Consider the following 19,466-nt stretch of genomic DNA (forward strand, 5'->3'; position numbering starts at 1 on the left):
CTGGCCCGATGCGACCACCGTAACAAAGCCGTAAAGCAGAATCAGAACACTCAGGACAGCGAAGTCCCCTCGAACATCGGAGTGCACATGACTCGGACTGACACCACGGAGCTGACGCTCGCGGAGGCGCCAGGGCTCAGCGGAAGGATGCTGCGCGGCGTTGAGCGCATCGGCAACCGACTCCCGCATCCGTTCTTCCTCTTCCTCATCCTCGCCGGCCTCGTCGCCATCGCGTCGGCCATCGCGGCAGGACTGGGGGCGAGCACCATCGACCCGGCGACGGGCGAGGTCATCCCCATCCGCAGCATCCTCTCGGCAGAGGGCCTCGTGTACGCGGTCTCGACGGCGATCGAGAACTTCATCACCTTCCCGCCGTTCGGCCTCATCATCACGGTCATGCTCGGCATCGGCGTCGCGGAGCGCACGGGCCTGCTGAGCACGTTCATGCGCGCCACGGTGCTCTCCGCGCCGAAGTGGGCCGTGACGTACGTGGTCGTCTTCGTGAGCCTCATGGGCAACCTGGCGTCGGACACGGCCGTCATCATCCTGCCCCCGCTCGCAGCCGCGGCCTTCCTCGCCGCGGGTCGGCACCCGCTCGCCGGGTTCATCACCGCGTACGCCGCCGTCATCGCCGGCTTCAGCGCGAACGTCGTCCCCGCTGGCACCGACGTGCTCATGTCGGGCATCACGACGAGCGCCGCCCAGATCGTCGACCCGGGCGCCGAGGTGTCGGTGCTCGCGAACTACTACTTCTTCGCGTCGTCGACCGTGATCCTGTCCATCACGATCACGTTCGTCTGCCAGCGGTTCCTCGAACCGAAGCTCGGCACGTACGTGCCCCCGGAGACGAAGCTCCTCCCGGGCTCGCTCACTCCGGACTCCACCACGAAGCCGGTCACCAGCACGGAACGTCGCGCGCTCCTCATCGCGGCGGTCGCGATCGTCGCCTACCTGGCTGTCCTCGTGGTCCTCCTCCTGCTGCCGGGTTCAGCCCTGCAGGGCGAGGGCGGCGCCATCCTGCGCTCGCCATTCATGTCGAGCATCCCCATCTTCATCCTCTTCATGTTCCTCATCGGCGGCATCACCTACGGCGTCATCGCAGGAACCCTCACGAGCTGGGCGCAGATCCCCAGCATGATGACGGATGCGGTGAAGGAGCTCGTGCCGTTCATCGTCGTCATCTTCACGGCGGCCCAGGCCATCGCCTGGTTCTCGTGGTCGCAGATCGGCCTGCTCCTCGCCACCGGCGGGGCGGACGCGATGGAGGCGACAGGCCTCGGCGGCATCGGCGGCCTCATGATCTTCAGCGTCTTCGTGTTCGTCCCCGCGCTGCTGCTCACGAGCGGTTCCGCACTGTGGACCCTGCTCGCGCCGATCTTCGTGCCCATGTTCATGCTCAACGGCGTCGACCCCGCCTACGTGCAGGCGGCGTTCCGCATCACCGACTCGGCTTCGAACCCGCTCGTGCCGATGAACCCGCTGCTCCCGGTCGTCCTCGGCCTCATGCAGAAGTGGGCGCCGAAGGGCGGCCTCGGCACCCTGTTCAGCCTGGTCATGCCGTTCACGATCGCGATCTGGGGCGTCTGGCTGCTGCAGCTGCTCGTGTGGGGCCTCTTCGAGCTGCCCGTCGGCCCCGGCCATTCCCTCATGATGGGCGGCTGATCTGCGCGCCCGTCGACCCGACTCCGACCCCGAACCAAGTGGAGGAACACCGAATATGAACATCCGCACCGACCACGTGCCCGCCATCGTCGACGAGCTCGGCGCACACCTGCCGGCCCGACTGCCCCTGCTCGTCGACGTCGCCGCCGACCTGCACGCCAACCCGGAGATCCGCTTCACCGAGGTGCACGCCGCGGCGCGGCTCACGTCCGAGCTCGAGTCGGCCGGGTTCGCGGTCGAACGCGGCTTCGCTGGCCTCGACACGGCATTCGTCGGCCGCTGGTCGACCCCGGATGCGGGCGACGAGACCCCCACGATCGCCGTGTTCTGCGAGTACGACGCCCTCGAGGGCATCGGCCACGCCTGCGGACACAACATCATCGCGGCCAGCGGGCTCGGCGCGGGGATCCTGCTGAAGGACGCGCTCACGGCCACCCCCGGGACCCCTGCGCACCTGGTCGTGATCGGCAGCCCAGGCGAAGAGGGGGCCGCTGGCAAGGTCCCGATGATCGAGGGAGGGGTGCTCGACGGCATCGACCTCGCGATCATGGTGCATCCTGCGGCGACGAACACCGTCGGCGGCTCGACGCTGTCCCGGGTGGCGCTCGACGTCACGTTCACGGGGCGCGCCAGCCACGCCGCCGCGAGCCCGGAGCTGGGCATCAACGCGCTCGACGCCTCCACGCTGTCGCTGACGGCGATCGGCCTGCTGCGGCAGCAGCTGACCGACGATGCCCGCGTGCACGCCATCGTCACCGACGGTGGGCAGGCGCCCAACATCATCCCCGAGCGTGCGGCGCTTCGTATCTTCGTGCGCGCCAACGAGCGGGACCATCTGCTGGAGAACATCGTGCCCAGGGTGCGTGCCTGCTTCGAAGGTGCCGCGCTCGCGACGGGATCCTCGGTGCTGATCGAGGAGAACACCCCCGCCTACTACTCGCTCATCTCGAACCCGGTGCTCGCGGATCTCGCCCACTCGGCCTACGAGCGGATCGGGCGGCCGGTCACGGAGGAGCCCATCACCGGGTCCACCGACATGGGCAACGTCAGCCACGTCGTCCCGTCGATTCACCCGATGATCCAGCTCATCCCTGGCGGGGTCACCCACACGAGGGAGTTCGCCGAGGCCGCGGATGGTCCGAACGCCTCGGCGACCATCGCTGACGGGGCTCGGATGCTCGCGGCGACCGCCCTCGCCGTGTTCCGCGAACCGAGCCTCGCGGCCGAGGCGAAGCACGCGTTCGACGCCCGCTGACGTGGAGAAGCCCCTCGCGATGGACGCTGGTTCCATCTCGAGGGGCTTCGTCGTACCGGGGGTTCGGCCGGGCGACCGGCGCTACTCGGGACGCTGGTTCGTGCCAGCCGGCGTCGTCGAACCCGGCTGCGGCTGACCCTGGTTCGGGGCCTGGCCGTAGTGCTGGTTCGGCACCTGGCCGGGCTGCTGGCTCGCAGCCTGACCGTAGGCCTGATTCGGCGCGTCGCCGTAGGTCTGCATCGGCTGCTGCGCGGCCTGCTGTGCGAGTTGCGCCTGCTGCTGAGCGTGCAGTTCGTAGGCGGCCCGAGCCTCGGCCTCGCGACGCTGCTTCGCGGTGACGAGCGGGGCCGTCGTGGTCTCGATGCCGTCCTTCTTCGCACGCCAGATCACAAAGGCGGCGACGATGGCCAGGAACGCGGCCGGGAGGAGCATGATCGGTCCACCCGCACCCGCGGAGCGGTCGATGCCCTCGCTGAGCTGGCCGGTCAGCACGGCTGGGATGAACAGCATGACGTTGTTCGCGGAGTGGATGAGCACGGCGCTCTCGAGCCCGCCCGTGTACTTGACGGTGACCGACATGATCACGCCGAAGAAGAAGTAGTACCCGATGAGCCACCAGTCACCCGCGCCGTGCGCGAGGCAGAAGAGCGTCGCCGAGACGGCGGTTCCGACGATGAAGGAAAGCTGCGGGCCAGCGAACCACGAGCCGGCGGCGCGCTGGAAGCCGCCGCGGGCCACGTACTCCTCGGAGGCGGCCTGGAAGGGCGTCGTGAGCAGCACGAAGACGAGCATGAGCATCGCCGTGCCGTCGATGTTGAGCTCGGCGGGCTCGAGCAGGAACAGCGCGGCCGAGTAGACGGCGAAGACCGGAACGATCACCAGGGCGAGCTTGCGGAACCAGGCCCAGCGGAAGCGGCCGGTGACCGACGAGATGGTGCCAGGCCGGACGCCGAACAGCATCCGCTGGCCGAGGTAGGCCAGCGGGAGGAGCGCCGCGAGCGCGAGGTTGTTGGTGACGAAGATCGCGGGCGTCATGGGGATGACGCCACTCTCAACCGCGTCTCCGAGCGCCTCCGGGCTGAGTTCACCGGTGAGGGTGGAGATGAGGATGCCCACGGCGCCGATCGTCATGGACGTCACGAAGAAGCCGACGATGAGGAACGCGATGAAGAGGACGCCCCTCCACCACCCCTTCCCGCGGCCGATCGGGCTCAACGCGTGGTCGTACGTGAGTCTGCTGCTGCCGGAGGCGGACTGCTCGGTGAGCGGAGCACTGCCGGTCGGGGTCGGAGTCATGCTGTGGTTGCTCATGCTTCGACGCTACTCAGCGGTGGATGCCGTGGGATCGGTCGCACGAATGATTCCGTGGCGCTGTCTGTCGGCTGCGCGACGGAGGCCGGGTCAGCGCTTGTGCGCGATCAGGTCACGCAGCAGCAGCCGGTCGACCCGGTTGCCGTCGCCGGCGAGCCAGTCGCCGACTTCGCGTAGCAGCGACTCCGTCGTGGCGAGGCGGACTCGCTGCCAGGTGAGCGCGTTGTCGACCTCGAGGGGCCCCTCGCGTTCCGCGACGACCGTCATCCAGCCGCGAACCTCGGACATCTCCCCGAACAGCTCGTGGAAGCGCTCGACCGCGTGCGGGAACTCGGCCGCGGGTGAGGAGAAGGCGACGCCGTTGTGCGTGAGCTCACCGTCACGCGAGATGCCGTACGTGCCGGGCGCCCACAGCTCGTCGTTGACGAGCGCGACCCTGCGTCCGCTGACGATGGCGTGCGCGATCGAACCGGCATTCTGGCCGGGGACGCGCAGCCCGTGCACGACGCGAACGCCCGGGATGCGGAGAAGCTGAGCGAGCGGCTCGCCGACGGAGCGCTGGGCGAGGAAGGCGCGCATGGGGTTCGTTCCGCCGGCGGTGCCGCCCGCATCCATGGCCGTCTGGCCTGGTTCACCCCAGACCCGCCTGCCACCAGCGGCAGGCGGGGCTGACTCGTTCGCGAGCTGCACCAGCAGCCGTTCCCTGGTGACGGCGATGCGCCGCTGCGCGAGACTCGACCACGCGAAGTAGCCGGACACGGCCGCGGCGAGGTAGATGGCGGCCTGCACGAGCAGGCTCGCGAAGGCCGGGTTCTGCATGCCTGCCGTCGTGGCGAACAGGGACATGACGCCGAGGGTCGCCGACAGCACGCTCGCCGCGATGGCGATGACGAGGGTCGCGAGCCACATGGTCAGTGCCCAGCGATTCGCGTGGACCCTGAGCCGCAGGACGAGCCAGGCCGCGCTCAACCCCACGTAGAGGAGGACGGCGGGCCACATCGTCGGCTCCGCGCCAGGCCCGAACGTCGGAACGGTGAGCCGCGCGAACGACACGTCGAGCACGAGGAGGAGGGCGCCGATGACGACGATGGCCGCGTGCACCGAGACTGCCGTCAGCTCGCGCCGCGTGAACGGACGCGGAGCGGCCGCCGCCGGCGGCCAGTACACGGGGTGCTCCGGCCAGCGCGTGCGGAACCAGGCCATGCGTCGGACGTCGAAGTTCTGGGCTGGGATGCGGGCAGGGGGCGGGGCGTCGCGGGTCGCGGGTTCCGCGTGCGCGCTGCGGCGCGGGGCTGAGGTGGCGGATTCCTTCGTCGCTCCGGAGCGAGGCGGCGTGCGGAATCGGCCGCCGCCACCCGCCGAGCGTCTGCTCGTCGGAGCCCATTGAGCTCGCTGCTGTGAACGGACGCGGCGCGAGCCCCCGCCGGAGAGCCAGGCGTCATGCTCTCGGCGAGTGCTCTCCTCGGTGAGCACCTCGACCGCGAGGCGGACCCGCACGAAGTCGTCGGAGCTTCCACCGAGGTCGGGATGCGATTCCCGCTGCCTCGCGCGCCCGACTCGTCGGATCTCCTCCAATGACGCGCTGCGGGAGACGCCGAGCACGAGGTACAGGTCTTCCGTGAAGACATGCTTCCGACCGCTCATGGCCGCCCCTCCCGCTGTTCGTTCAAGTCATCAAGCCTACGCATCCCTGGCCCCACGGCCCGCCGCCGTGCGGGAGAAGCGTGGGGACGCTCAGGAGTTCTCTGCGGCGAGCTCGGCCGAGCGTCGCTGGTTGGCCGCGAACGCCCGCTCGAAGAGGCCCGCGAGGTCGCCGTCCTGCAGCTCGGCGACGGAGCGCTCGGTGGTGCCGTTGGGGCTGGTCACGCGCCGGCGCAGCTCGGCCGGTTCGGTGTCCGGGTCGCGGACGACCATGCCGACGGCCCCCTCGAACGTGCCGACCACCAGCTCCTTGGCGAGGTCTTCATCGAAGCCCAGGCGCTTCGTCGCTTCGAGGTACTGCTCGATCAGCAGGAAGACGTGCGCGGGCCCAGAGCCCGAGACAGCCGCGAGCGCGTCGATGCGGTCTTCGCCGACGGTGGCGACGCGTCCCACGCTCTCGAAGAGCGCGACCGCGACGGCGAGCGACTCCTCGCTGGTCGACGCGTTGGCGGCGAGACCCGTCACGCCGAGTCCGATGCTCGCGGGCGTGTTCGGCATCGATCGGACGATCTGGGCACCCTCCGGCAACCGGGCGGCCAGGCTCTCGAGGCGCACACCGGCCGCCACGGAGATGACCACGGCATCCGGCTTGAGCGAGGACGCGATCTCGTCGAGGAGCTCCCCGATGAGATAGGGCTTGACGCCCAGGACGACGACGTCCGCGCGCTCGACTGCGGCCAGGTTCGCCCGCGGGTCGTTCTCGAGCGCGGTCGTCGAGACCCGATCGTCGCGCTCAGCGGCGGCGGCCGAAGCCGCCGACCTCGTCGTGACGTGGACGCGCGCGCCCTCGCCGAGGGGCGCATCCAGCAGCCCGCGCAGGATCGCGCCGTTCATGTTGCCGCCGCCGAGGAACGCGTATGTCAGTGCCGTCATACCCGGATTGTACGGATGCACCACCGACAACGCTCGAATGCAGCACCTGCTCTGACAGCCGTCAGGGTGGTCTCGGTATGCTGGCCGTTACTCGTCACCGTCGAAGGGGAACTCGTGCCGAATCCGGAACTCGCCGCACACATCCGCGAACTGCTGCTCGAAAACCCGCACGTGGGTGAAGTGCTCCAGGTGCGCAGCGTGGAAGTCGATGACCGAGTCACGCTCGTCGGCGTGCGCGTCTCCGTGCTGAACCTCCCCCAGGTGCTCGACCTTCCCCCCGTCCTCGCCCAGCTGCGCGCCCTCGTCCGTGAGGCGGCGCCTCACGCGGAGGCGATCTTCGTGGAGCCGGACGTGACGGAACGCCACAACGTGCACGTCAGCACCGAGTCGATCGTCATCCGCTCCGTCGACTAGCCGGCAGCACTCGGGGAGTCAGTCACGGAAGAATCCCCGCACGAGGGCCGCGCATTCCACCTCGCGCACTCCCGCGATGACGACGGCGCGTTCTGGGAGCCGTCGATCGCGCACGAGGTCATAGCGCGACCCCACGGCACCCGCCTTGTCGTCCCAGGCACCGTAGACGAGGGTGCCGATACGGGCGGAGAGGATCGCGCCCGCACACATGGCGCACGGCTCGAGCGTGACGACGAGCGTGCATCCGTCGAGCCGCCACGTGCCGAGCCGTTCAGCTGCGCGGCGCAGGGCGAGCACCTCGGCGTGACCCGTCGGGTCGCCGGTCAGCTCGCGCTCGTTGTGGGCCGTCGCGATGACGGCGCCGGATGCGTCGGTGACGACGGCCCCAATGGGCACGTCCTCGCTCGCGAGCGCCAGTTCGGCCTCGCCAAGGGCGATTCCCATGAGCTCGTGCAGGCGCTCGTCGACGTGAAGTGACACGCCGCCCATCCTCCCACCGCCGGCGGCCGCCGGTCTGCGCGGATGTCACCGGGATGCCTCCGGCTTCGTTACTCTGTATTTCATGCGCCTGCACGTAGCCGACCACCCGCTCATCACCCACAAGCTCTCGGTGCTGCGGGACAAGAAGACCTCGTCACAGCAGTTCCGCTCGCTTGTCGAGGAGTTGGTGACGCTGCTCAGCTACGAGGCGACCCGTGACGTGCGCACGGAGTCCTACGAACTGCAGACGCCCGTCGCGAAGACCACGGGGCTCCGCATGACCGATCCCGTCCCGCTGGTCGTGCCGATCATCCGCGCTGGCCTCGGCATGCTCGACGGCTTCCTCAAGCTCGTCCCGAACGTCGAGGTCGGCTTCCTCGGGATGCGTCGCAACGAGGAGACGCTGCAGCCGGAGACCTACGCGAAGCGACTTCCCGAGAATCTCGCGAACCGCCAGTGCTTCGCGCTCGACCCGATGCTCGCGACCGGCGGTTCACTTGTCGCCGCGATCGACTTCCTGTTCGACGCAGGCGCGGTCGACGTGACGGCGATCTGCATCGTCGCGTCGCCGGAGGGCATCGAGCGGATGCGCGAGGCGTTCGAAGACAAGAACGTCACCGTCGTCGTCGGAGCGCTCGACGAGGGCCTGAACGAGGACGGCTTCATCGTCCCGGGCCTCGGCGACGCTGGCGACCGCCTCTACGGTGTCGCGGAATAAACTTCGCGTCACCTGTTGACATGCGCGGTCACGAAGAAACATACTGGCCGCATGACGAACCCATCGCGCACCCTGACCGCCTTTTCGGCGACGGGAACCGCTGGCATGATGATGCCCAGCACCGCGATGTCCTGTCGAATGTGTCGCTGACTCCGAATTCTGCTCGTCGAGTCGCCGCATTCTTCGCCCCCTTCTCCGTGAAGCTCTCTCTCGAAGAAGGAACACTGCGCCCCTTGGGCCAGCGTGACCGCTCTGCTCTCTGCACCCGGTCGCATCCCGCCGAGGCTCCAGCCCCTCGGCATCGTTCGCGAACCGTCGCGAACCAGCCCCGCCGACACGCGGGCGCTTCGAGCATCATCACCTCCAAGGACTTCATCCAATGTCTCTCGCAACCGACTTCCGCCGCCCCCGCACCCTGAATGCCGTGACCCAGATCCCAGAAACCCCCCGCCCCGCCTACGTCCAGGCGGTCCCCGTCGCGCCTGAAGCGCGCGGTTTCGTTCTCTACGTCGGCCTCGACGAGGCCAAGGCCACCCTCGACGGAACGACGCTCACCGAGCTCGTCGAAGCGCTCAAGCGCGTCACGGCCGAGGTCGCGCCGCACGCTGAGACGCACGCAGCCGTGGCGCTCGCCCCCAAGGGCGCGGGCGGTCGCGACGTCGAAGTCGTCCGCCTCGCGCTCCAGGACCCACAGGCGCTCGCCGCGCGCGGTGTCGAGGAGGACCACCAGCCGGACCCGGCCGAGGGTGTCACGATCGACACGACCCGCAAGCGCGTGAGCGTCTCAGGCGAGAACGCCGGCCTCACCTACAAGGAATTCGAGCTCCTCCAGGCGCTCGTGCTTCGCGAGGGCCGTACCGTCGACCGCACGGAGATCATCGACATCCTCTGGCGCGACAGCGACGAGGAACGACCGAACGAGCGCACCATCGACGTGCACGTCCGACGCCTCCGCTCGAAGCTCGGCGCGTATGGCGACATCGTGCGCACGGTCCGCGGAACCGGGTACCGCTTCGACCGCCACGCCGACGTCGATGTCCTGTACCCGAACGCGCAGTCACCCGACCGCCTCTGAGCGCACGCCGAACCGGTCGCTACTCCGCATCGGAGCACCCGGATAAGGGCAGTCCTGCCCCATCGTCGCGCCGGATTCCGCCGAGCAATGTACTGGCCAGTACACTCGACGGAAGCTGCCGAGACGAAGAAGCAGGAGGCCCGATGCCGACGACAAGCAACCCGGTAGAGGCTTGGGAATCGCTGTTTCGTGCGCAGGTCTCCATCATGCGTGAGCTGCGTGGCGAGTTCGCAAGCAATTCGATGTCGATGAACGAGTACGACGTGCTCTTCAACGTCGTCCGCGAACCGCAGGGACGCATCCGCCTGCGAGACCTGAACCGCAACGTGCTCATCACACAGTCGTCCGTGTCGAGGCTCGTCGACCGGCTCGTGCAGCGCGGCCTCCTCGTCAAGATCGACGACCGCCTCGACCTGCGCTCCACGCTCATCGAGATCACCCCGGATGGCCGCGCCGAGTTCACACGCGCGGCGCGCACCCACATGCGCAACATCCAGGACCGGATGACGAGCGCGCTCGATCCCGACGAGCTGCGCACGCTTCAGTACCTGTGCACCAAGCTGCGCCTCGGGCAGGCAGGCGGGCGTGGTCGTGACTCCGACTCCTGACTTCGCGTGGCCCGGTGCCGCATCCGCGGCTCCGCTCGACGCTGCGGGCGCCAACGCGCTGGCTCACGGACTCCAGGTGCTCGCCGACCCGACGAGGCTGCGCATCCTCTCGCTCGTCGCGGCGAACCCCGACCGGCCGACGACGGTGACCGAGCTGGTCGCCGCCCTCGGATGCGCGCAGTCGACCGCCTCGCACCACCTGCGGATCCTCGTCGACGGCGGGTACCTCAGCTATGAGCGCAGCGGCACGTGGGGGCTGTACCGTCTCGAGGCGCCGAGGCTCCTCGAGACGTCGGCCAGCATCCGTCCGCGCTGAGCGGTGCCGCACGCGCGGCTCCCCCAGCCAATGCCTCCTCGACGCTCGGGATGGAAAGATGACTTCGTTGTGGGAAGTTCCCCAGCACGAAGCGACATTCCCATCCCGAATCGTCGAGCGAGGCCCGGGCGAGCCCGCGGGTCAATCCGCGGATCAGCCGTCGAGGTGGCGCTCGTCGACGCCGTTGTAGACCGCGAGTGGGCGGATGAGCGAGTTGGCCGCCGCCTGCTCCATGATGTGAGCCGTCCATCCGGTGATGCGCGCCGCCGCGAAGAGCGGCGTGAAGGTCTGGGTGTCGAACCCCATGAGGTGGTAGACGGGGCCAGCCGGGTAGTCGAGGTTGGGCTTAATGCCCTTCCGCTCGCCGAAGCTCTTCTCGAGGGCCTCGGCCAACTCGAGCAGGTCGCGGCGGTCGTAGTGCTCGACCAGCCGCTCGAGCGCCGCGTGCATGGTGGGCACGCGTGAGTCGCCGTTCTTGTAGACGCGGTGCCCGAAGCCCATGATCTTCTTCTTGCTCGCGAGCGCGTCGTCGAGCCACGCCTCGACGTTGGCGGCCTCGCCGATCTCGTCGAACGTGTGCATGACGGCCTCGTTCGCGCCGCCATGCAGCGCACCCTTGAGCGCGCCCACGGCGCCGACGACCGCCGAGTAGAGGTCGGCCGTCGTGGAGGTGATCACGCGGGCGGTGAAGGTGGAGGCGTTGAACGAGTGCTCGGCGTACAGCACCATCGAGACGCGGAAGGCGTCGACGACCTCGGGGGCGGCCTCCTCACCGAACGTCATCCAGAGGAAGTTCTGCGAGTAGTCGAGATCATCGCGCGGTTCGACGAGCTCCAGCCCGTGCCTGCGCCGCTGGTCGTACGCGACGATCGCGGGCAGCGCGGCGAACAGCGCCTTCGCCTTCGCGAGCTCCGCATCCGCCGACGGGTCCTCCGCATCCGGGTCGTTGGCGCCGATGATGCTGACGGCCGTTCGCACCACGTCCATGGGATGCGCCGACGTCGGCAGCGCGTCGATCACGGCACGCACGTTGTCCGCGAGCGCACGACCCGCCCGCTCCTGCGCCACGAACTCGGCGAGCTCGGCCTCGCTCGGCAGCTCGCCGCCCCACAGCAGCAGGGCGACCTCCTCGAAGCTCTTCTGCGCCGCGAGCTCCTGCACCGGGTAGCCGCGGTAGAGCAGGGAGTTCGTCTCCGGATTGACCTTCGAGATGGCGCTGTAGTCGACGGGCACCCCTGCGAGGCCCTTGTAGATCTCCTGCTCAGTCATCGTTGACCTGGCCTTTCCTGAACGCTGAAATTGAACACTCCGCTGTCGAAGTGGTTATACCCCTCGTAGTCGACAAGGTCATACAGCTCCGAGCGGTGCTGCATCTCGTCGAGCTTGCCGGTGAGGGTCCCGTGGCTGATGAGCTCGTCGAGCGCGCCCGCCGTCGCGCCCATGGAGATGCGCAGGGTCGAGACGGGCCAGATGACGAGGTTCATGCCGACGTCGGCGAGCTGCTGCACCGTGAAGAGCTCGCTCTTGCCGAACTCGGTCATGTTGGCGAGCAGCGGCACGTCCACCGCGGCGCGCATGGCTTCGAACTCCTCGAGCGAGGCCATGGCCTCGGGGAAGATGGCGTCGGCGCCCGCATCGACGAGCTTCTTGGCTCGGTCGATGGAGGCGTCGAGCCCCTCGACGGCCCTGATGTCGGTGCGTGCCATGACGAGGAAGTTGTCGTCGCGCCGCGCATCCACCGCCGCTCTGATGCGCTTGAGCGCGGTCTCCTCGTCGACCACCTGCTTGCCGTCGAGGTGTCCGCATCTCTTCGGGTTGACCTGGTCTTCGATGTGCATGCCGGCGAGCCCCGCATCCTCGAGCTCCTGCACGGTGCGCGCGACATTCATGGGCTCGCCGAAGCCCGTGTCGGCGTCGATGATGGCGGGCAGCTCCGTCATGCGGGCGATCTGCCTGCCGCGCCCGGCCACCTCGGTGAGCGTCGTGAGCCCGATGTCGGGCAGCCCGAGGTCGGCGGAGAGCACGGCGCCCGAGATGTAGACGCCCTCGAAGCCCTTCTGCTCGATGAGGCGGGCCGAGAGCGGGTTGAAGGCGCCGGGGAAGCGAAGCAGCTCGCCGCTCGCGAGGCTCGCGCGGAACGCGGCACGCTTGTCGGCGGGGCTGGTCTTGGCGTACAGCATCAGAAGATCCCCCCACCCTCGGTGTACTCGATCGTGCCGGGCAGGGCGACGAAGCCGAGTTGGCCGAGCTCCCCGGGTGCCAGCTCCGGGAGGCGCTGCGCGGTGTCGAGGAACCGCTCGATCTCGCCTTCGTCGACGACTCCGGTCGCGAGGGTGCGGAACTTGTCGACGTACTCGGTCCGCGCGAACGGCCTCGCGCCGAGCGGGTGCGCGTCGGCGACTGCGATCTCGTCGCGGATGACGGTGCCGTCGGTGAGCGTGATCTCGACGCTGCCGCCGAACGCCTTCTCGGCGATGTCGAGCGAGTGGTAGCGGCGGGTCCACTCCGGGTCCTCCTCGGTCACGACGCGCTTCCACAGCTCGACCGTGTCCGGCCTCCCCGCGCGCTCGGGCGCGTAGGAGCCGACGTGGTGCCAGGCGCCGTCCTGCAGCGCGACCGTGAAGATGTACGGGATGGAGTGGTCGAGCGTCTCCCGGCTGGCCGTCGGGTCGTACTTCTGCGGGTCGTTCGCGCCGGAACCGATCACGAAGTGCGTGTGGTGGGAGGAGCGGATGAGGATGCGCTCGATCCGGTCGGGAGCCGTCGCGAGCTGCGGGTGCTCGTTGTGGAGCTTGCGGGCGAGGTCGATCCAGGCCTGCGCCTGATACTCGGCCGAGTGCTCCTTCGTGTAGCTGTCGAGGATCGCGGTCTTCGACTCCCCCGCGGCGGGGAGCGGCACCTGGTAGCGCGCATCCACGCCGCCGAGGAGCCAGGCGATGACCCCGTCTTCGCCCTCGTAGATGGGGGTCGGGCTGGTCTGTCCGCGCATCGCGCGGTCGACGGCCTCGACGGCCATCTTCCCTGCGAAAGCCGGCGCGTGCGCCTTCCACGTCGAGATCTCACCCTTGCGCGACTGCCTCGTCGCCGTGGTCGTGTGGAGCGCCTGCCCGACGGCCTGGAAGATCGTCTCCGTGTCGAGGCCGAGGAGCGTGCCGATGCCGGCCGCGGCCGACGGGCCGAGGTGAGCGACATGGTCGATCTTGTGCTCGTGGAGGCAGATGCCCTTGGCGAGGTCGATCTGGATCTCGTAGCCCGTCGCGATGCCGCGCACGAGCTGCTCGCCGGAGATCGCCCGCTGGCCGGCGAGGTGCTGGGCGACGGCGAGGATCGGCGGGATGTTGTCACCCGGATGCGAGTACTCGGCGGCGAGGAACGTGTCGTGGTAGTCGAGCTCGCGCACGGCGACGCCGTTCGCCCAGGCCGCCCACTCCGGGGACGTGCGCTGCGCATCCTCGAGCCCGAAGAGCGTCGAACCGGCGCCGTGCCGCGAGACGCCGTGCGCGAGCGCCTGGTCACGGGCCGCGACGATCGGGGCGCGCGTGAGGGAGGCTGCTGCGACGGCGGCGTTGTCGATGACCCGGTTGATGACCATGTCGGTCACGTCTGCCTGGACGGTGACGGGGTCGGCCGCGACTTCGGCGATCTTCCACGCCAGCTGGTCGTGGCGCTCGAGGTTCTCGTCGCTGCGGTGGACTCGGACGTCGTGGAGGTTCACGTGGAGAGGATCCCTTCGGAAGGAGATGGCTGAGACAGGGCCGGGTTCGGCGCGGTCGGCGGCGGCTCATGCGCCTGCAGTGAGGCGAGGGCGGTCGTGAGGCTGCGATGCAGGTGGAAGTGGGTCGCGTGCGACGCGAGGCGCGGATCCCTCGCGAGGATCGCGTCGACGACGCCGAGATGCTCGCTCGCCGCTTCCCGGAGTCGTTCCGGATTATGGCTTGAGAGCCTGCGTACTCGTGATGAGTGGAGGCGGCACGACTCGAGCGCCACGCTCAGGTACTCGCTGGCGGCCGCCTCGTCGATGGCGCGGTCGAGAGCATCCACGAGCTCGAAGTACTCGGCGATGCCCTCTTCCCCGAGCTCGAGGAGCCGCGGGGCGTCGAGCAGGCGGATGCGGAGGGGCTCGAACCGGTCGGCGTCACGGCGCATGGCCGCGAGCGCCGCGGCCTGCGTCTCGAGCGCCTCTCGGAGCTCGTAGAGCTGCACGACCCGCTCGGTGCTGATCTCGGAGACGACGAGGACCCTGGGCGACTGACTGCGGACCAAGCCGTCGGCGAGAAGCCGAGTGAAGGCGCCGCGAACCGGCGTGCGGGAGACATCGAGGCGACGTCCCTGCTCCACCTCGGTCAGGACGGTGCCGGGTGGGAGCGCGCCCGCGAGGATCTCCTCGCGGAGCACCGCGTAGACCCGATCACTGGCGCGCATGGAACCTCCTCGGTCGAACACCCCTCAATGTATACATTAGGTGGCTTCTGGGCAAGCACGTCCCAGGCATTGCCAGCTTGTGCATACATAACCGTGCGCCCCGAACGTGCCCTAGCCTTGGCGAGCAGACGCCCTCCCTGGTGAGCGCATCCCCTTGCTGCCGAGGAGGCACCGATGTCCGACCCAACCCGACCGGCACTGTCCAAGACGTCCGCCGACCTGTTCCGCAGGAACCCCGTCACGTGGGGCTTCTGGGTCGCCATCGGACTGCTGCTCGCGGTGCTCCTCGCGACCACCGTCATGCAGCTGTCCTCCGTGCTCGTGTCGATCTTCGTGGCGTTCTTCATCACGCTCGGCCTCGACCCGCTGGTGCGCTGGCTGCAGCGAAAGGGACTGAAGCGCGGGATGGCGATCGTCGTCGTCATCCTGGCCTTCACCGCGATCGTCGTCGGCCTCGTCTGGGTCGTCGTGCCCATCCTCGTCTCGCAGATCACGCAGCTCGCGACGACCGTGCCGCAGGAGATCGACCGCCTCATCGCGGAGGGTTGGTTCGACGACGTCAACAAGGCGACCAACGGCGCCGCCCAGAACGCCCTCGACTGGGCTCAGGACACGCTCGTCGACCCCAATACCTGGGCCACCGTCGGCGGCGGCGCGCTGCAAGTCGGAACGACCATCGTCAACGGGGTCTCGAGCGGCATCTTCATCTTCATCCTCGTCATCAACTTCGTCGCGACGCTCGGGAAGATGAAGCAGGCCGGCTACTCGCTCATCGACGCGTCGGTGCGACCGCGCTTCGAGGACTACGCCGAGCGCATCATGGCGTCCGTCGGCTCCTACCTGAGCGGCATGGTCGTGCTCGCGTTCATCAACTCCGTCTTCAGCGGCCTGCTGCTGTGGGCGGTCGGCGCCCCGTACCCCTTCATCGTCGCCGTCGTCGTGTTCTTCATCACGCTCATCCCGCTCATCGGAACGATCATCACGACCGTCGTCATGACGATCATCGCGCTCTTCGCGTCGCCGATCTCGGCGCTGATCGTGCTCATCTCGATGCTCGTCTACATGCAGGTCGAGGCGTACATCCTCACGCCGCGCGTCATGTCGAAGGCCGTGCAGATCCCCGGCTCCGTGGTGCTCATCGCGGCCCTCGCGGGTGGCACGCTGCTCGGCCTGCTCGGCGCGCTCGTCGCCATCCCGATCTCCGCAGGCATCATCCTGCTCATCCGCGAGGTCGTCATCCCCCGCAAGGCACGCAACTGACCTGCGGGCGCTTTCCAGTTCCTGCGTCACTCGGGATGCGGGACGTTCGGTTACCTCCCGCGGACGCACGATCAACCACGAGACGCCGTCTTCGGCGAGGGTGAGGGCATGACCACCGGAACCATCCCCATCGTCCCCGCGACGCAGGCGCCACGGACGCAGATTCCCGCGAAGACGGCGTGGGCCGCCATCGCGGCCATGATGGCGACGAGCTTCGTGCTCGTCCTCGCCGAGTTCCTGCCACCGAGCCTGCTGCCCTCGATGGCCGCGTCGCTCGGCATCACCGAGGGGCAGGCGGGTCAGACCGTCACGGTGACCGCGTTCGTCGGGTTCCTCACCGCCCCGACCATCGGCATCTTCGTCCCCCGCCTCGACCGCCGCACCCTCCTCGTGATCCTCGCCGGGGCCGCGGCGCTCTCGAGCGCGATCGTGGCCGTCGCGCCCGGCTTCGTGCTGCTGCTCGTCGCGCGCCTCCTGCTCGGCGCCGCGCTCGGCGCCTTCTGGGCCATGTCGATCGCGATCGCCGCGAGCCTCTCGCAGCCCAGGCACCTGGGGCGCGCCATCATGCTCGTCAACACGGGGACGACGGTCGCGACCGTCGCCGGCGTGCCGCTCGGCAGCTACCTCGGGACGATCATGGACTGGCGCCTCATCTTCGCGAGCGTCGCCGTCGTGACCGTGGCGGTCGCGATCGCGCTGCGCGTCGCCCTGCCCCACGTGCCCCCGACCGCGTCGAGCGGCGGCCTGCGCTCGCTGGTCGACACGCTGCGCGTACCGGGCATCCGCGTCGGTCTGACGGGGCACATCCTCACCGTCCTCGGGCACTTCGTCGCGTTCACGTACATCCGCCTCGCCATCGACCGCGTCCCAGGTCTCGACAGCGTCGGCGTGGCCGCGCTGCTCGTCGCGTTCGGGGTCGGAGGCGTCGCAGGCAACTTCCTCGTCGGCCTCCTCGTCGACCGGCACCTCGCGGTGCTCCGCTTCGCCGTGCCGCTGCTCATCGGCATCTCCATCGGCGTCGTCGCGCTCGCGCCCGGCGAAGTGTGGCTCGTTGCGGTGGCCGTCACCACGTGGGGCATCGGCTTCGGCGGCTGGCTCACCACGCTCGGCACGTGGATGGGCCGGCTCGTGCCCGACCGCATGGAGTCGGGCGGCGGACTCTCCGTCGCGGGGTTCCAGCTCGCCATCACCCTGGGCGCCGGCGTCGGAGGCCTGCTCATCGACCTGATCGGGGTCACGCCCGCGCTCGTCGTCGCCTCGGCGTCCGCGGTCGTCGGCGGCCTCATCTTCGGCAGCGCGCGGTTCCCGGGCCGCGCCGACTGAGGTCACTCCGGATGCTGGCGTCGGCTGCGCGAGGGTGCCGCGGGCGCCAGCATCCACCCGCGCGGGGTCCAGGCCACGCACGGGAGCGGATGCCGCTACGGGCTCGCGCGACCCCGCTGGACTGCCCCCGACCGCGCCTCGACCCGCCAGCGACCCGGAGTCGACCCGGTGTGGCGCTGGAACGCGCGGCTGAAGCCAGCCTGCGACTCATAGCCCAGCCCGCTCGCGACCGCGCCGATCGTCAGCTCGCTCCGCAGCAGCAGCCCCTTCGCCGTCTCCATGCGCACACGCGTGAGGTACCCGATCGGCGTCTCCCCGACCGCCTCCTGGAAGCGAAGGGCGAACGCCGAACGCGACATCCTCGCGACCCTCGCGAGATCGTCGAGCGTCCACGGGCGGCCCGGCTCCTGGTGGAGTGCCTCGAGCGCGGCCGCGATGCGCGGCTCGGTGACGTCACGCAGCCAACCCGCCGGCGCGCATCCCGCCTCGTTCCAGGCCCGAAGGGCCGTCGACACGATGGTCGTCGCGATGCGGCTGCAGATGACGGCGTCGCCCGCGCGAGGGTGCCCGGTCGCGCCCCCTCGCCGAGCGGACTCGCTGTCACGGCCCCAGGCGCACGCCATGCCATCGATGAGGGCCACCATCGACGGCTCCTGCCGCGCGAAGTCGCGCACGACCAACGCGGCGGGCAGCGTCTCGGCCGCAGCGTGCGCGAGCGGGGCCGCCTCGAAACCCACGTCGATGAACTCGACGTCACCCGTCGCCAGCACCGACGTCGAGTGCGCGCGCGGGAAGAACACGAGCTCCCCCGCCGAGAGATCCTCGCTCGGCGCGCCCTGCACCGTGAGACGCGCGACACCGTCGAAGACGTAGACGAATCCCGGCCCAGCGTGGCGTCGCGCGAACGGCTCGCCAGACGCGAGCTGGTGCCGGTGCGAGGCGACGAGCGTCCATTCGAGCGACGCGAGGGCCCGATCGAGGGCGTCGCTCGGGGGTGCGTGCGGCGTCAGAGTGGTCACGTTCATTCGAACGCCCGGGGGCAAGCGCTTGTTCCACGGCTCACCGAACGCGACGACACAGTCCGGCCGGTCAGGTTTCGCCCACCGCCCTGAGGTGATCAGTCCAGCAGGTGCGCCTGTCCGAACATGTCCGCGGTCGCGCGCGCGGACGGCGTCCCCGCGTCGAGGTCGGCACCCGCATCCAGAAGCAACCGCACGATCTCATCCTCGCCCTTGAAGAGAGCACCAGCGATCGGCGACTGGTCGCGCGCATTGCGCAGGTCGACGTCGGCCCCGCGACCGATGAGCGCCTCGACCGTGCCCGCGTGACCGCTGTACGCGGCGAGCATCAGCGCAGTGTTGCCGGCCGCATCCTGCAGATCGACGGGCATGCCCTGGTCGATGAGCTCCAGCAGCGTCTGGCTGTCCCCGCGGCGAGCACACCCCATCGCGAGCTCCTTGAGGGCCACCACTTGTTCTGGGGTCAGTTCGGGCATGCCGACAGGGTATCCGCTCGCTCGCGTGCCGCTGGGAGGGCGGTTCCTCCGCGGTGAGCCGCACGGCCTGCGCGCCCGAGGAGTGCGTCCGCTCCGCCACATGATGCCCGCGAGCGGCCCTCCGATCGTCCGCGCCCAGTCGCTACGATGTGGCCATCCCCCTGAGCATCGGAGCCCTCGTGAAGACCATCGGCGTCAGCATCGCAGTCGCGGCAGCGGCTCTCCTGCTCCTCACCGGATGCGCGGCTCCCGCCGCATCCGCAGCCGGCACCTGGGGCACCCCGAACTCGAGCGGCCAGGGCGAGCCGGGCCTCAACCTCGCCGACGACGGCAAGGTCACGGGCAACGACGGCTGCAACCGACTCATGGGCGAGTGGACGGAGACCGACGGCACGGTCGAGTTCGGGGCGCTCGCCTCGACGATGATGTTCTGCGAGGGCGTCGACACCTGGCTGCTCGGTGCGAGCACCGCCGAGGTCGGCGGCGACTCGCTCGTGGTCTTCAACGAGGCCGGTGACCAGATCGGGACACTGCCCCGCGGTTGACGCGCGGA

20 protein-coding genes are annotated in these 19,466 nt (G+C 69.4%); 10 read left to right on the forward strand and 10 right to left on the reverse strand.

The annotated features are described in order from the left end of the window. Positions 1-87: 87 nt before the first annotated feature. Together ACQFZP_RS09815 and ACQFZP_RS09820 are read left to right on the forward strand one after the other, a co-directional pair. Positions 88-1,662, forward strand: coding sequence for an AbgT family transporter (locus ACQFZP_RS09815; RefSeq protein WP_179555423.1), 1,575 nt, complete (start codon positions 88-90; stop codon positions 1,660-1,662). A 55-nt stretch (positions 1,663-1,717) separates the two neighbouring features. Continuing rightward, a complete protein-coding gene (locus tag ACQFZP_RS09820; protein ID WP_211891198.1) occupies positions 1,718-2,917 on the forward strand; it encodes a M20 family metallopeptidase in 1,200 nt (399 codons plus the stop codon). Positions 2,918-2,998: 81 nt separating this feature from the next. Here ACQFZP_RS09820 and ACQFZP_RS09825 read toward each other — a convergent pair whose 3' ends face one another. From ACQFZP_RS09825 to proC, 3 genes are all read right to left on the reverse strand, one after another. After that, the gene (locus ACQFZP_RS09825; RefSeq protein ID WP_179555425.1) at positions 2,999-4,228 is read right to left on the reverse strand and encodes a CPBP family intramembrane glutamic endopeptidase; all 1,230 of its coding nucleotides are present in this window, start codon (positions 4,226-4,228) and stop codon (positions 2,999-3,001) included. Between the two features lie 90 nt (positions 4,229-4,318). After that, on the reverse strand, positions 4,319-5,872 hold the full coding sequence (locus ACQFZP_RS09830; RefSeq protein ID WP_211891199.1) for a DnaJ domain-containing protein: 1,554 nt from the start codon (positions 5,870-5,872) through the stop codon (positions 4,319-4,321). A gap of 90 nt (positions 5,873-5,962) precedes the next feature. Next, positions 5,963-6,802, reverse strand: a complete 840-nt coding sequence (gene proC, locus ACQFZP_RS09835) for a pyrroline-5-carboxylate reductase (protein WP_179555427.1) — start codon at positions 6,800-6,802, stop codon at positions 5,963-5,965. Positions 6,803-6,916: 114 nt separating this feature from the next. Between proC and ACQFZP_RS09840 the strand changes: the two genes are divergently transcribed. Next, positions 6,917-7,216 carry a hypothetical protein gene (locus ACQFZP_RS09840; protein ID WP_146079215.1) on the forward strand — a complete coding sequence of 100 codons (300 nt, stop codon included), beginning with the start codon at positions 6,917-6,919 and terminating at the stop codon, positions 7,214-7,216. Between the two features lie 18 nt (positions 7,217-7,234). Here the strand turns inward: ACQFZP_RS09840 and ACQFZP_RS09845 are convergent, their stop codons facing one another. Then, positions 7,235-7,705, reverse strand: a complete 471-nt coding sequence (locus tag ACQFZP_RS09845; RefSeq protein ID WP_371029797.1) for a nucleoside deaminase — start codon at positions 7,703-7,705, stop codon at positions 7,235-7,237. A gap of 73 nt (positions 7,706-7,778) precedes the next feature. Here ACQFZP_RS09845 and upp point away from each other — a divergent pair, with 73 nt between their 5' ends. The 4 genes from upp to ACQFZP_RS09865 all read left to right on the forward strand — a co-directional run bounded on the left by upp (position 7,779) and on the right by ACQFZP_RS09865 (position 10,413). Next, entirely contained in the window at positions 7,779-8,414 is a 636-nt protein-coding gene (gene upp / locus ACQFZP_RS09850) for a uracil phosphoribosyltransferase (protein ID WP_211891200.1), read from the forward strand. A 379-nt stretch (positions 8,415-8,793) separates the two neighbouring features. Continuing rightward, positions 8,794-9,489, forward strand: a complete 696-nt coding sequence (locus ACQFZP_RS09855; protein WP_211891201.1) for a winged helix-turn-helix domain-containing protein — start codon at positions 8,794-8,796, stop codon at positions 9,487-9,489. A gap of 143 nt (positions 9,490-9,632) precedes the next feature. Beyond that, the gene (locus ACQFZP_RS09860; RefSeq protein WP_179555429.1) at positions 9,633-10,097 is read left to right on the forward strand and encodes a MarR family winged helix-turn-helix transcriptional regulator; all 465 of its coding nucleotides are present in this window, start codon (positions 9,633-9,635) and stop codon (positions 10,095-10,097) included. Continuing rightward, positions 10,081-10,413 (forward strand): ArsR/SmtB family transcription factor, encoded by a 333-nt coding sequence (locus ACQFZP_RS09865; RefSeq protein ID WP_211891202.1) that lies wholly within the window; start codon positions 10,081-10,083, stop codon positions 10,411-10,413. Before ACQFZP_RS09860 ends, ACQFZP_RS09865 begins: the two co-directional genes overlap by 17 nt. Before the next feature lie 153 nt (positions 10,414-10,566). On the opposite strand, the gene ACQFZP_RS09870 is transcribed toward ACQFZP_RS09865, so the two are convergent. From ACQFZP_RS09870 to ACQFZP_RS09885, 4 genes are read right to left on the reverse strand one after another with little or no spacing between them, the layout of a single operon-like run. Continuing rightward, positions 10,567-11,682 carry a bifunctional 2-methylcitrate synthase/citrate synthase gene (locus ACQFZP_RS09870; RefSeq protein ID WP_104310860.1) on the reverse strand — a complete coding sequence of 372 codons (1,116 nt, stop codon included), beginning with the start codon at positions 11,680-11,682 and terminating at the stop codon, positions 10,567-10,569. Continuing rightward, positions 11,679-12,593, reverse strand: a complete 915-nt coding sequence (gene prpB, locus ACQFZP_RS09875) for a methylisocitrate lyase (RefSeq protein WP_211891203.1) — start codon at positions 12,591-12,593, stop codon at positions 11,679-11,681. The genes ACQFZP_RS09870 and prpB overlap by 4 nt, the downstream gene beginning before the upstream one ends. Next, complete coding sequence (locus ACQFZP_RS09880; RefSeq protein WP_211891204.1) at positions 12,593-14,128, reverse strand: MmgE/PrpD family protein; 1,536 nt, start codon at positions 14,126-14,128, stop codon at positions 12,593-12,595. The genes prpB and ACQFZP_RS09880 overlap by 1 nt, the downstream gene beginning before the upstream one ends. Next, on the reverse strand, positions 14,125-14,835 hold the full coding sequence (locus ACQFZP_RS09885; protein ID WP_211891205.1) for a GntR family transcriptional regulator: 711 nt from the start codon (positions 14,833-14,835) through the stop codon (positions 14,125-14,127). The genes ACQFZP_RS09880 and ACQFZP_RS09885 overlap by 4 nt, the downstream gene beginning before the upstream one ends. 174 nt (positions 14,836-15,009) lie before the next feature. On the opposite strand from ACQFZP_RS09885, the gene ACQFZP_RS09890 reads away from it, so the two are divergent. Both ACQFZP_RS09890 and ACQFZP_RS09895 read left to right on the forward strand, forming a co-directional pair. Next, positions 15,010-16,095 carry an AI-2E family transporter gene (locus tag ACQFZP_RS09890; protein WP_211891206.1) on the forward strand — a complete coding sequence of 362 codons (1,086 nt, stop codon included), beginning with the start codon at positions 15,010-15,012 and terminating at the stop codon, positions 16,093-16,095. A 108-nt stretch (positions 16,096-16,203) separates the two neighbouring features. Then, a complete protein-coding gene (locus tag ACQFZP_RS09895) occupies positions 16,204-17,418 on the forward strand; it encodes an MFS transporter (protein WP_211891207.1) in 1,215 nt (404 codons plus the stop codon). A 95-nt stretch (positions 17,419-17,513) separates the two neighbouring features. Here ACQFZP_RS09895 and ACQFZP_RS09900 read toward each other — a convergent pair whose 3' ends face one another. Continuing rightward, positions 17,514-18,443 carry an AraC family transcriptional regulator gene (locus ACQFZP_RS09900; RefSeq protein ID WP_211891208.1) on the reverse strand — a complete coding sequence of 310 codons (930 nt, stop codon included), beginning with the start codon at positions 18,441-18,443 and terminating at the stop codon, positions 17,514-17,516. A 92-nt stretch (positions 18,444-18,535) separates the two neighbouring features. Beyond that, a complete protein-coding gene (locus ACQFZP_RS09905) occupies positions 18,536-18,913 on the reverse strand; it encodes an ankyrin repeat domain-containing protein (RefSeq protein ID WP_211891209.1) in 378 nt (125 codons plus the stop codon). Positions 18,914-19,062: 149 nt separating this feature from the next. On the opposite strand from ACQFZP_RS09905, the gene ACQFZP_RS09910 reads away from it, so the two are divergent. Continuing rightward, entirely contained in the window at positions 19,063-19,458 is a 396-nt protein-coding gene (locus tag ACQFZP_RS09910; RefSeq protein WP_307852810.1) for an META domain-containing protein, read from the forward strand. Positions 19,459-19,466 lie beyond the last annotated feature (8 nt).

The organism is Pseudoclavibacter sp. Marseille-Q434, assembly GCF_050315415.1.
Taxonomy (GTDB): domain Bacteria; phylum Actinomycetota; class Actinomycetes; order Actinomycetales; family Microbacteriaceae; genus Pseudoclavibacter.